Consider the following 12,676-nt stretch of genomic DNA (forward strand, 5'->3'; position numbering starts at 1 on the left):
AGACAAGTATTCTTTGAGACACATTTCCGGGAGAATTGAAAGCCTGCTGGGGAAATCCATCAAATTTGCTTCTGACTGCATCGGTGCAAGTGCCTTTGAAATGAGTGCTAACCTGAAGCCGGGAGAGGTATTGCTTTTGGAAAACGTGCGTTTTTACAAGCAGGAAACTGCCGGAACGGAATCCTTTGCCGAAGATTTGGCAAAACACGGAGACTGCTATGTAAACGATGCATTCGGAACGGCTCACCGCGCACATGCTTCGACGACTGTTGTGGCTAAGTTTTTCCCGAATGACAAAATGTTCGGTTACCTGCTGGAGGCTGAAATCAAGAGCGTAGACCGCGTTTTGAACAGCGACGAAAAACCGTTGACCGCAATCGTGGGTGGGGCGAAAGTTTCTTCTAAGATTACGATCATTGAGCGTTTGCTGGAAAAAGTAGACAACCTCATCGTAGGTGGAGGAATGGCGTATACCTTTGTGAAAGCGCAAGGCGGAAGCGTAGGAAGTTCGCTGGTAGAAGACGATTTCCTGACTGTTGCCAACGATATTCTGGCGAAAGCAAAAGCGAAAGGCGTGAACCTGTATATTCCGACCGACACGGTTGTGGCAGATAAATTCGATAATAATGCAAGTACACAGTTGGTTCCGATCGGTGCGATTCCGGCGGGATGGATGGGTCTGGATGTTGGTCCGGAATCGATCAAAGCATGTGCGGAAATCATTGAAAATTCCAAATTGATCTTGTGGAACGGCCCGATGGGTGTGTTCGAAATGAGCAATTTCCAGAAAGGAACGGTTGAAGTAGCTCAATCCATTGTGAAAGCAACTGAAAAAGGCGCATTCTCGTTGATTGGTGGTGGCGATTCTGTTGCAGCAATCAACCAATTCGGACTGGCAGACAAGGTAAGCTACGTTTCTACCGGTGGTGGTGCCATGCTTGAATACCTGGAAGGAATCGAATTGCCAGGGATTAAGGCGATCAGATCATAATACAAAGAATATTTCTTTCATATAGAAAATCCCGATGAGCAATTCATCGGGATTTTTTCTTTTGGTTGAGGATTATATTCTGTTTGAGATTTCACGATTCAATTCGATAATCTAACCACATAGACTCTGGTTCAAATTTCCACACTCTTTCCAAGTCTTTCCAAACAGTGTTTTGTTGAATATTTTTGATCAGTGTTTTTACAGAACATTCTGTTTCGCCATTCCATAAATCATCATTTTCAGACGCAGCATTTGTCTCAAATAAAAAGCTTGAATTATTTCTATCCGTAATTGTTTTTATACTTCGATACGGATCGTACAATTCTTTTTTCCTATTGTTTATAATGACATCCAATTCCAATAAAGAAACTTTATAAAAACCCTCGTAAAGACGTAAATCTCCTTCAAAAAAATCAGTTATAATAAGTGGAATAATCTCCATTGAATCAAGTTCAATCTTTTCTTCAATTCCTAATTTCTCTCTCAGAAAATCCCAATTATCCCGTATATTTCGAACAGCTTTTTCTAATTGAAAAACAGCTTTTCCTTCTAAATTCATTGCTTCTGTTTCTGCTGCATGGATAAAGTCATCGCTTCTTGTTCTTGTTTTCGCCTCACAGACAAGTAAGCAATGATCCTTGAAAGCTAAAACATCAAAATCTCCCTGTTCTCCGTTGGAAGATTTGAACTTCTCTCTACTAATTGTTTTAAAATCCCTGGCTCTAAAAACTTCTTCAATCTTTCTTTCAAAGTTCTCCGAAAGCAAATTTCCCTGTTCTCTTTTTAAACGATTTAAAAGAATAACTTCCCAACGTCTGTCTTTTAGAAACGTTCCTAACCAAAATAGCTTGGCTTCTTCCCTTATAAAGGGTTTTTCAAGCCAATTTTTAGCATATTTCTTTGCATGAATATCAAATGTGAAATCAGATAATATTGACTGTGCTTCTTCTCTTGTCCATTCGAATGTTTCTGAAATACTATCCAATAATTGCTCGTAATCAAATACTCTAATGCCATCATTGGGAATATCAATCGAATAACAACGAAGAAATTTCAAGAGTTTGCGAATATCCACATCTCCGACTGTCTGAGGCAAATTATAGAATTCCCAAAACTTTATAGCTCCTGATATATCCTTTTTATTGACCATTGTAATTAAATCAAACCCACACAAATAATACTCTTCCAATTCTGATTTCAAATCATTGATCTTAAATCGAGAATAATTTTCATTCGTTTTCAGTGGAGCTATAATTGAGACACTTTGAAAATTCAAATAACCGCTTTGATAAAGTTCGATAGCATTTATTTGACTGGTTCTTTGAATCAATCTTTTGATAAAAGGAAAAATAGTCTCAGGGTCAAATTGATGACCTGGATTTTTAAATGTCATTTTTGGCGTTCCCTTAAACAAGGAAAATAGGTTGTTTAGTGCGTTAACTAATGTCATTTCATAAGCAACCTGTTTGTTTCTGTTACCTAATGTTTCAGGGGATAACTTAAAATCTTCATGGTATAATGAAAAAGCAAGAGCAATTTCTCCAAAAGAATATTGAAGAACAAAATGCTCATCTTCCTTGATTTCTTTTTCAAGTCGCTTTTGAAGCATTAAAATGATCTCAAATTCCTTGACCACATTTTGTAATTCCGAGTCATTCTCCGAAAGTTCTTTTAACGAGGTTAGGAAATTAGCATGCTTAAATGCACCCAAAAGTTTGATAAACCTGATAAAATCCTCTTTTGCTATTGAGGAAAGATATTGATTTAAAGCATGGTTACAATTCTCACCTTCTGAGAGATAAGATTTAATGAAATGTACTTTTACACTACTATCCAGGATTTCTCTTAAATGAAAGTGTGGTAACTCTGCATTCCAAAATACAGCAGAAGAAAAAAGAACTTTCTGATTTTTTAAATAAAAGACTAATAATTCATTTGATGAAAGATCCTTTTCAACAAATGAATTATAAAGAGTAGCAAAATCCTTCCTTTTTAAAAGACGGTCAATTTCCGCCCCATTACTTTCTCGATTCATTATGTCTAATTTAAGATTAGGTCGAGCCCATCAGACATAATAATAGTAAATCTATTCAAAAAAGTAATTCGTGCAAATTTTTTCCTAAGAATCTCTAAATCAGCACCTGGAAATGGAAAACAAGTTTGAATTAGAACTTACTTCTCCAACACCTTTGCAATGCGGAAATAATCGGAATCTTTTTTTGGTGCATTTTTCAATGCTTCTGCTTGTGTGATGGTTACTTCCGGTTCGTCGTCGCGAAGTACATTCACCTCGTCACTCATAAAGATCAGCGGTTCCACATCATCCGTCGGAAGTTCAGACAATTTCCCCATAAACCCGATGATTTTATTCAGGTCTTCACGGATAGCAACTTTTGCAGCTCCTTCAAAACGCAGTCTTGAAAGGTGTGCAATGTGATCAATTGTTTCTTCTGAAATCTTTTCCATGATGCAAAATTACAAAATTTGTACGAATTGCCCTTTCCTTCACTTCATTAAACCTCTTTCCCGCAAAGGTCCGGCCAGGGTGTTGAATACGTAATCGGACAATTCGGATTCGGAGAGTTCGTTTTGCTGTTTCACAGAGATCATGTCGTGCATGTATACCCGCGAAATTCCAGGGTGAGCATAGCCCATCACCTGATCCGGATCGGAGAACATGTGGTAATGGTCAATGAATGTAATCGGAATAATGGGAATCTGAGCATTTTTAGACAATTTGAAGGCCCCGTCTTTGAAGGGAACCATTTGAGGCAGGTCGTAATCGGGAATGCCGCCTTCCGGGAAAATAACAATCGACCACCCGCTGTTGATCGCATTCTTTGCCTGGATAAATGATTTCGCAGCTTTCATCCGATCTTTGCGGTAAACAGGGATATTCAGGCGCTTGAAAAAGGTCTTTACCAGCGGATAACTCAGAATTTCACTTTTCCCCATGAACAAAAACCGGTGGCGCGGCAACAGGGAATACATGATGAAAATATCAAAGTAAGAAGTGTGGTTCGACACGATCAGGTATGGTCCTTTCGGCAATTTTACCTTCCGGACGCGGTGTACCCAGATCAGGCAAAAGATCCGCATGGTAAAACTCCAGGCCACATTGATCGGGAAACTCCATTTCCTCCAGGAAACGCGGCTCAGAGTAATGAAAATAAAGGGGTAGAAGAAAAGCAACGTTGCAACGAAGACCAGTCCGACGTGCAACTTATAACATAAACTTAAGACTCCTAAGACCTGCTTCACCTCTCAAAAATAACGCTTCCGATGAAAAATCCGCAACAAAAAACGGGACAATCTCGAAATTCTAAGGATTTCATTCGATTAAGCGGACGGAAACAAGTAAATTCGCGAAAAAACAATTCAAATGGCCAGAGTTCTAACGGGTATTCAAAGTACGGGCACTCCTCACCTGGGGAATTTGCTCGGCGCGATTTTACCTGCTATTGAAATGTCGAAAGATCCGCAAAACGATTCTTTCCTCTTCATAGCGAATTTACACTCTTTGACTCAGATCAAAGATTCTGAAGTGATGCGTGAAAATACGTATTCTACGGCTGCTGTCTGGTTGGCGTGCGGCGTGGATCCTGAAAAAACGACGTTCTACAGACAAAGTGACGTAGCTGAAGTTTCGGAATTGATGTGGCATTTGTTGTGTTTTTATCCGTATCAGCGATTGACACTTGCAACAAGCTTTAAAGACAAAGCCGATTATTTAAGTGATGTAAACTCTGGTTTGTTTACCTACCCGATCCTGATGGCTGCGGATATTCTTTTGTATGATGCCGAACTGGTTCCTGTAGGAAAAGATCAGTCGCAACACCTCGAGATTACGCGGGATGTAGCTTCGAAGTTCAACAACCAGATGGGAGAAAGCTTTGTGCTTCCGGAAGCGCGTATTAACGAAGAAACCAAAATCGTTCCGGGAACAGACGGGGAGAAAATGAGTAAATCCCGCAATAACATCATCAACATTTTCCTGCCGGAAAAGCAATTGAAAAAACAAGTGATGTCGATCCTGACAGACAGCAAGGGACTGGAAGACGTGAAAGATCCGGATACCTGTCACATTTTCAGATTGTATGAATTACTGGCTTCTGCAGAACAGGTTGAAACCATGCGGGCAAATTACCTGGCTGGCGGATACGGCTACGGACATGCGAAAACAGCATTGCTGGAGCTCATCCTGGATAAATTTTCTGCCGAAAGACAAAAATACGATGCCTTGATGGCCGATAAATCTCAAATTGATAAAGCCTTAGAAATGGGGGCTTCTAAAGCAAGATTGATCGCACAGGAAACACTAAAACGTGTTAGGAACAAAATTGGTTACTAAAAATATTTTTAATAAACGATACCGTTTAATCAAAAATTAGTATATTTGAGTCAACTTATGTTACACCAACATAAACTACTCTTATTAAACCAACATGCTGAAGCTCCTCTTAGGGGCTTTTGCCTTTTTTAAGGATTTCATCTGCCGGAAGCATATTCCGGGTATATTGCTCACGCATTAGCAAAAATTGATTTAAATGTTATTTTTGTGAAGCACTACAACATACTTACTATGTTTAAACAGGTTGTTCTTATTTCCGTGCTCGCTCTGGGAACTGCTGGATGTTCGGATGATTCAGTCAATGTGGAGAATCTGAAAGCCATCGGAGGGGCAAGATATGGCGGTGAATTCCGGTTCATGTCATCCGAAAAAATCGAGGCATTATTTCCTCTCCAGGCCACTACGATTTACACACAACGAATTACTTCCCAGATCTTTGACCCCATTTTACGGCTGGATGCTTCCGGGTCAAAAGTCATTCCGTCTGTTGCGGAGAGCTTTACTGTTTCCCCGGATGGAAAATCCTATACCTTGTCCATCCGCAAAGGAATCTATTTCCACCCGGATGAATGCCTGGACGGAGAAGGCCGGGAACTGACCGCGGAAGATGTCAAATTCACACTCGACATGTCGTGCAGCGGGTTGGCGATCAACGATGTGAGCTTTATGCTCCACGACCGCGTGGTGGGAGCCGCAGCTTATAATGACGCAACCAAAAAACAACTGAAGCCGGGCGGCGTTTCCGGAATCCAGGTCGTAGACAAATACAAAGTCCGCATCAACCTCGTAGAGGCTTTTGCAGGATTTGACAAGCTCCTCACCTATTCTGGTTTCGGCGTGTTCCCAAAAGAAGCGTATGACTTTTATAAAAATGAAATCCGGAAGCACCCGGTGGGAACAGGTCCGTTTATGCTGGAAGCTCACAGCAGCAAAGGATTGAAACTCAAACGAAACCCGCATTACTGGGCGAAAGATCAGTTTGGGAACCAACTTCCTTTCCTGGCAGGAATTGAATTGAGCTACACCAAGAACAAACGCAGTGAACTCATTGCTTTCCGGGAGCGGAAAATTGACCTGGTACTGGAGATTCCAACGGAAGAGGTAGACAATATCCTCGGTTCCCTGAAAGAAGCACAGGAAGGGAAAACAGTGAAACACAAAGTAGATTCAAAACAATCCTTTTCGGTTACTTTTTTGGGGATGTCTCAGCGCAATCCTATTTTCAAAGATGTGCGCGTCAGAAAGGCCTTCAATCACGCTATTAACCGCGTGGATTTGGTGAACCATACCCTGCTTGGAGAGGGCTACCCGGTTTTGAACGGGTTCATCCCCAACACGGAGTTTTTCCCTGCCAACCGGGTGAAAGGGCCGGAGTACAACGTAGCAAAAGCCAAATCCCTGCTCGCACAGGCTGGTTTTCCGAATGGAGAAGGTTTTCCGGTGATGACCATTTATGTGAGCGGAAATGCAGACGCGGCAAATCACTCACTGGCAAAAGGAATTGCCGCGCAATTGAAGCAGAACCTGGGCATTTCCGTTTTGGTAGAACTGGTTGATTTTGACAAACGCAACCAATACGTGAAATCCGGGAAGGCCATTTTATGGATTTCCGGATGGATTGCAGATTACCCGGACGGTGAGAGCTTCCTGAGCCTGTTCTATGGAAAATATGCCAACATGGATTCGGAATTCATGAACCCATTCAAATACAGAAGCTCTACTTTCGACAACCTCTACGAACGCCTCAATAAGGAACAAAATCCACAGAAACGCACAGACATTATGGTTGAATGTGACCAGCAGCTTGTGAACGATGCGGTGGTGATTCCATTGATCAATGACGATTTCATTACAATGATCAATTCACGGGTGCGAAATTTTAAAACAAATTCGTTGGAAAATTTAGATTTTTCTTCTATCTTTATCAAAGAACCAAGGGGTTCTGAATAATTTAATTTTTAACTAACTCTCAGCTTGCAAAAGTTAAAGGCAGTCCAGGGCGGATTGCCTTTTTTTATTCTGTTAACACAATCTCAAAATTTTAGTAACTTAGAATCAAAAGCTCCGTACTAAGTTTGTCGCCATATTCGAAAACATGGTACGAAATCACGGAATAAATACCGCAAAAAACAAATCTCATTCAATGAAATACTTTAACCGCGAATTAAGCTGGCTTTCATTCAACGACCGTGTTTTACAGGAAGCTTTGGATGATGATGTTCCACTGGTGGAGCGTTTGAGATTCCTCGGAATCTACTCCAACAACCTGGATGAGTTTTACCGTGTGCGTGTGGCGAATATCAAACGAATGATCCAGGTCGGAGACCAGAAAGTGGACGGCTACAAAGGAACATCGGAAGAACTATTTGAAGAGATTCGAAACGTGGTGATCAAGCAGCAGCGCAAGTTTGAACATGCCTATGCTTCTATTCTCCACAAACTCAAACTGAACGGAATCCGTCATTACGACGAAACAACTGTCAACGACAGACAGAAACTGGAATTGAAGAGCTATTTCTTCTCTTCCGTTATCCACGATATTGTTCCGGTGCTCCTGGACAAAAAAATGCCGTTTCCACGCTTGCGCGACAAAGCCATTTACCTCGCAGTGCGGATGGAATGGGACGATAAAAGAAAAGCGCGTTTTGCCCTGATTGAAGTTCCGAGCCGCGTTTCCCGGTTTTACATTCTCGAATCCGAAAAAGGAAAAGGGGTGATCCTGATTGATGACATCATCCGCCTTCATTTGGCCGATATCTTCCCTATTTTCTCGTTTGACACTATCGAAGCGTTTACCTTTAAGTTTACGCGTGATGCCGAATTGAACCTCGATGACGACGTTTCGCTTTCTTTCATTGAAAAAATGGAGAAGAGCATCAAGCAGCGGAAGAAAGGAGAACCGGTGCGCTTAGTGTATGACCACCGCATGCCGCAGGATTTGCTGGAAATGCTCATCAAGAGTTTGAACCTAACGTTCGGGATCAATACCATTGCGGGCGGAAAATACCACAACTTCAAGGATTTCATGAAATTCCCGGATTTCGGGAACACCGATTTTGTTTATCCGGCATACAAACCGGCAGATCATCCGAGCTTTTACAAACAGAACAGCCTCATCAAGGTCGTGCTGGAGAAAGATGTCCTGTTACATTACCCGTATCACCGCTTCGACCACCTGGTAGATTTACTCCGTGAAGCAGCCATCGACCCGAAAGTGGTGTCGATCAAGATCAATATTTACCGCGTAGCACAAAATTCACAGGTAATGAACGCCCTGGTGAATGCCGTTCGAAACGGGAAAGACGTGACCGTGGTACTGGAATTACAAGCACGCTTTGACGAAGAAAATAACCTCTTATGGTCAGAACGGATGAAAGAAGAGGGAGCGAAGGTCCTATTTGGTCCTGAGCACCTGAAAATTCACTCCAAACTCATCCAGATCAAACGTCAATCGGACAAAAAGGAACAGCTGATAACGTATGTTGGAACCGGTAACTTTAATGAGCGTTCCGCGCAGGTTTATACCGACCTCGGACTTCTCACGGTGAATAAGAAAATTGCCCACGAGGTAAGCCAGGTTTTCCACATTATGGAGCACGCATTGCACAACCACCAGTTTAAAACACTCATTGTTTCACCGATCAATGCCCGCAGAAAGTACCTGCAGCTGATCAATAACGAAACAAAAAATGCGAAAAACGGGCTCCCGGCATTTATCTATATCAAAATCAACAATCTTGTTGATTCCCAATTGATTGACAAGCTTTATGAAGCTTCTCAAAACGGGGTTAAAATCAAACTGATCGTGCGCGGAATCTGCTGCCTTGTTCCGGGAATCAAGGGCTTGAGCCAGAATATCGAGATTATCAGTATTGTCGACCGGTTTCTGGAGCATACCCGTTTATTGGTTTTCGGAAACAATGATAATCCGCTGTATTTTATTACTTCTGCCGACTGGATGGAGCGAAACCTGGACAAACGGATCGAAGTCGGAACACCGATTTACGACACCGCAATCCAGGAACAAATCAAACTGTTGTTCGCGATGCAGTGGAGCGACCGGGAAAAAGCTCGTATTATTGATAAATTACAGAAAAACAACTACAAAGAGGCAAGCGGACACGAAGCAATCATTCGCTCACAGGTCGAACTACAGCATTACTATCATCATTTGATCGACCAGAAAAAAGAAGCTGAAGCAGCTGCGAAAAAGAGCCAGACTCAACAGGTTTAAAAAGATAGCAAAATCCAGATTGGTTTTATTCGTAATTCGGAACTAACCTCATTCGGCATTACCTAGAACCCTTCTTTCTTCAACTCGTCTGCGTATGCTTTGGTGATCAGCGGAATGAAAATTTCTACGGAAACTCCACCTCCGGATCGTTCGCGAATGAGGTAAGAAGAACTCGTTTTGTTGAGTTTATTCAAGAGGTAAAGGCGGTCGTTAATGATCTCTGAAGCCCTGGAAGAATCGATCGCTTTCAATCCTTTTCCATTGTCTTCAATCACAATAGCCAATTCATTCAATCCTTTCAGGGAAAAACGAATTTTCAGTTCTCCACGGCGATTCAGGTTCGAGAACCCTTCCAGCACCGTACTTTCCACAAAAGGCTGCAAGATCATCGTTGGCAGACACACGTTTGCCGGATCCAGCTGTTCATCAACCTGGAAGGAAAAATCAAAAGCCTGTTTGGATCGGTCGCGCTGCAAAGTCAGATAGAAGGTCAGAAACTCGATTTCACGGTCGAGTGTCATAAAATCATCGTATGTGCTGTCCAACACCTGTTTCAGCAATTTGGAAAACGACTGGATCTGCTTTTTGTAATCCGCCCCTTGTGCTGTGCCTTCATTCTGAAGCTGATGCAGGGCATTGTAAATGAAATCCGGGTTGATGCGTGCCTGGTTCAAACGCTGGCGGATTTCCAGGCGCTTTTGTTTCTGCTTCATGGATTTCTGGCGGAAAACCATCAGTACATAGGCTGCAAGAAGAGCAAAAATGATACTTCCCACGAGAATCAGACGCCATTTCAGGTTTCCAATCTGCTGCTGCTGCTGCAACAAGCGCTTATCCTGTTCATATTCCGCATCCGATTTCTCTTTGCGCACCTGGTGGTATTTCTCCTCCAGCTGACTCAGGGCACGCTCATTCTGCAATTTCAAAACGCTGTCCTTCATTTTGGACAAGTCTTCATAAACTGCCAGCGCCCGTTCGTATTCTCCGCTGAGTTTTGCACAATTGTACAACAACTCCAATGCATTGGTCACATCATACGGATCACCGATCTTTTGGGCATATACCAGGTTTGAATCTGCAAACTGGTATGCTTTGTCGTATTTTTTGAGTTCGAGGTAAATATCCGACATGTCACCGTAGATCGCGCTGCGTTCCTTCAGGTCATACACCGGGTTGGTTTGAAGCAGTGCGCTATCCAGGTATTGCAATGCCAAACGGAAATTCCGGTTGTAGTAGGCGTGATCTTCAAAGAGATTGTAAATCTGCAGATAACTTTCGGTGTACTCCATTTTCCGCGCCAGAACGTATGAAAACGAAACCACGTGCTGCGCTGAATCCAGGTAGTTTTTGTCCTTATTCAGCTGGTAGAGTTTGTAATATCGTGCGGAAAGTTGTGAAAGCAGGTCGATTTTCGTTTCGTTATCCGTCAGAACAGTCACAATCGGGTGTGCCAAACCAACGTAATACGTTGCTTTGTCTTTGTCTTTGAGCCGCCCGTAAGCTCCTGCCAATCCAAGATAAGCTCTCGATAACATGGCATTGTTCCCGGCTTTCTGAAGAATGCGTAATGTTTTGGAATAAGCAGAAACAGCCGCTTCGTATTCCCCGTGAAGCATCGACAAATCTCCTGATGTGAGGTTGTTTTCTACGTAGCTTGCCTGCTTGCAGCGGATGCTATCCAAAAGAAACTTTTCGCGGTCGAGACTTTTGCGGGCATCTTCCAACTGGCCGTTTTTTAGTTGGACCTGTGCCTTCAACTGGAAAGAAAATGCCAAACATCTCGGGTTTTTATCTGTTTCCAGTGATTTTGCGAACTTCCATAAGTTATTCGGCTTGTGCTTAACGGTACTGTCAAAATCCCGTTGCGCGATGTAATCCTGCATGGACTCACACGTGCATTTGGATTGTGCATGAAGGACTTCAGCCAAACCGATCAATAACAGACAAAAGAATAAGCGCATCATATAGTTCTCGCTCAAAGTTAGCAAAAAACGATTGAAAGTTATTTGAGACCAAAAAGAAAAGGAGCTCACCGCGATGAACTCCTTTTCCGTGCTTTATTACTTATGATCTAAATCCGCTAAATATTGAGTGTTAGTCCAAAAGTCAGCGGGTAAACTCCAACTGTTTTATCAGTATCAAACAGGGGCAGCAAGTTGTAATTTGCAAACACCCCGATGTCTTTATAACCGAATTTCACAGCTGCATCCAGGCGGAAGGCATTTAATCCGTAAACACCTCTTGTTTTCGTTTTATCTTTCGATTTATCTTGTTCGATCACCTGTTTGGTACTGGAACCGATTCTCACTCCACCAATCACACCGGCAGCAAGATAAAATCCTTTGTCTGATTTTCCGTTTGAACAGAATTCAACCATCAACGGAGCTGTCAGGTAAATGGCTCTCAATTTGTTCTTTCTGTAATCGTTCACGGTATCTTTTATCACCCACAGGGAGTCGGAGTTAGCGTACAGCAAGTTGTTTTTCAAGCCGATTTGTGTCCAGTTGATCCCCAAACCGGTAGTGATCCCGATGTAGTTTTTGTAGATCTTGAATTTGTATTCTGCAAAGTTGAAGTTCCAGCTAAACGATTTCCCCGGGTCATTTTCCCACTGTTTGTCGTTCGGGAAGCTGCTCTTCATTCCGCTGTTCAGTAAAACGGTCGGCCCGAATTCCAATCCTGCCCAGTGTGCTTCGAAATGTTTCAGTTCTTTTTCTTCCGGAGCCGCATCAATCGTATCCTTCTCTGAAGAGTTTTTGATAATCAAAATCAATTTTTCTTTCAATTGGATGCGTGTAGTGTCCGGGTCTTCCTGGCTGAAGCTGAATCCAAATACGAAGAATATAAATGTGATAAATAAACCTGTTTTCATATCTCTTATTTTTAGTTTTCTGTTTTTGTGTTTTAATTAAGTCCTTCGGGCTTTTCGATCGTATGACCATCTCGTTTCTGTTTTTGTTACAGCAGCAATGAAAAAAATTTCAAAAAAACTTAAAACAACCTCATTATCACTAATTTAAATCTGAAAATTTTTTTGAAAATTTTCAAAAATCACGATCCGGAAATCTATCGGAATCCGTTGAACTCGCTGAAAAATCGG

General features: G+C 42.2%; 9 protein-coding genes. 4 read left to right on the top strand and 5 right to left on the bottom strand.

Annotated features, from left to right (window positions below; translation table 11 throughout):
* The coding region (locus ABDV94_RS11310; protein WP_343747290.1) for a phosphoglycerate kinase at window positions 1–991 on the top strand (991 nt) is incomplete at its 5' end.
* Between the two features lie 91 nt (window positions 992–1,082).
* Here the strand turns inward: ABDV94_RS11310 and ABDV94_RS11315 are convergent.
* From ABDV94_RS11315 to ABDV94_RS11325, 3 genes are all read right to left on the bottom strand, one after another.
* On the bottom strand, window positions 1,083–3,026 hold the full coding sequence (locus tag ABDV94_RS11315) for a hypothetical protein (RefSeq protein ID WP_343747291.1): 1,944 nt from the start codon (window positions 3,024–3,026) through the stop codon (window positions 1,083–1,085).
* A 137-nt stretch (window positions 3,027–3,163) separates the two neighbouring features.
* A complete protein-coding gene (gatC, locus tag ABDV94_RS11320) occupies window positions 3,164–3,457 on the bottom strand; it encodes an Asp-tRNA(Asn)/Glu-tRNA(Gln) amidotransferase subunit GatC (RefSeq protein ID WP_343747292.1) in 294 nt (97 codons plus the stop codon).
* Window positions 3,458–3,496: 39 nt separating this feature from the next.
* A complete protein-coding gene (locus ABDV94_RS11325; protein WP_343747293.1) occupies window positions 3,497–4,252 on the bottom strand; it encodes a lysophospholipid acyltransferase family protein in 756 nt (251 codons plus the stop codon).
* A gap of 121 nt (window positions 4,253–4,373) precedes the next feature.
* Here ABDV94_RS11325 and trpS point away from each other — a divergent pair, with 121 nt between their 5' ends.
* From trpS to ppk1, 3 genes are all read left to right on the top strand, one after another.
* The gene (gene trpS / locus ABDV94_RS11330; RefSeq protein ID WP_343747294.1) at window positions 4,374–5,342 is read left to right on the top strand and encodes a tryptophan--tRNA ligase; all 969 of its coding nucleotides are present in this window, start codon (window positions 4,374–4,376) and stop codon (window positions 5,340–5,342) included.
* Window positions 5,343–5,573: 231 nt separating this feature from the next.
* Entirely contained in the window at window positions 5,574–7,292 is a 1,719-nt protein-coding gene (locus ABDV94_RS11335; protein WP_343747295.1) for an ABC transporter substrate-binding protein, read from the top strand.
* Between the two features lie 193 nt (window positions 7,293–7,485).
* Window positions 7,486–9,576: a polyphosphate kinase 1 gene (gene ppk1, locus ABDV94_RS11340; RefSeq protein ID WP_343747296.1), complete on the top strand. Its 2,091-nt coding sequence runs from the start codon at window positions 7,486–7,488 to the stop codon at window positions 9,574–9,576.
* A gap of 62 nt (window positions 9,577–9,638) precedes the next feature.
* Here ppk1 and ABDV94_RS11345 read toward each other — a convergent pair whose 3' ends face one another.
* Window positions 9,639–11,555: a histidine kinase gene (locus ABDV94_RS11345; protein WP_343747297.1), complete on the bottom strand. Its 1,917-nt coding sequence runs from the start codon at window positions 11,553–11,555 to the stop codon at window positions 9,639–9,641.
* A 101-nt stretch (window positions 11,556–11,656) separates the two neighbouring features.
* Window positions 11,657–12,448: a hypothetical protein gene (locus tag ABDV94_RS11350; protein WP_343747298.1), complete on the bottom strand. Its 792-nt coding sequence runs from the start codon at window positions 12,446–12,448 to the stop codon at window positions 11,657–11,659.
* Between the last annotated feature and the right edge of the window lie 228 nt (window positions 12,449–12,676).

This window comes from Fluviicola sp., from assembly GCF_039596355.1.
Classification (GTDB): domain Bacteria; phylum Bacteroidota; class Bacteroidia; order Flavobacteriales_D; family Crocinitomicaceae; genus Fluviicola.

Excerpts from the sequence above, each read along its gene's own strand:
- ABDV94_RS11350 (WP_343747298.1), bottom strand. The coding sequence starts at position 12,448 with ATGAAAACAGGTTTATTTATCACATTTATATTCTTCGTATTTGGATTC.
- ABDV94_RS11315 (WP_343747291.1), bottom strand. The coding sequence starts at position 3,026 with ATGAATCGAGAAAGTAATGGGGCGGAAATTGACCGTCTTTTAAAAAGG.
- ABDV94_RS11335 (WP_343747295.1), top strand. The coding sequence starts at position 5,574 with ATGTTTAAACAGGTTGTTCTTATTTCCGTGCTCGCTCTGGGAACTGCT.
- gatC (WP_343747292.1), bottom strand. The coding sequence starts at position 3,457 with ATGGAAAAGATTTCAGAAGAAACAATTGATCACATTGCACACCTTTCA.
- trpS (WP_343747294.1), top strand. The coding sequence starts at position 4,374 with ATGGCCAGAGTTCTAACGGGTATTCAAAGTACGGGCACTCCTCACCTG.
- ppk1 (WP_343747296.1), top strand. The coding sequence starts at position 7,486 with ATGAAATACTTTAACCGCGAATTAAGCTGGCTTTCATTCAACGACCGT.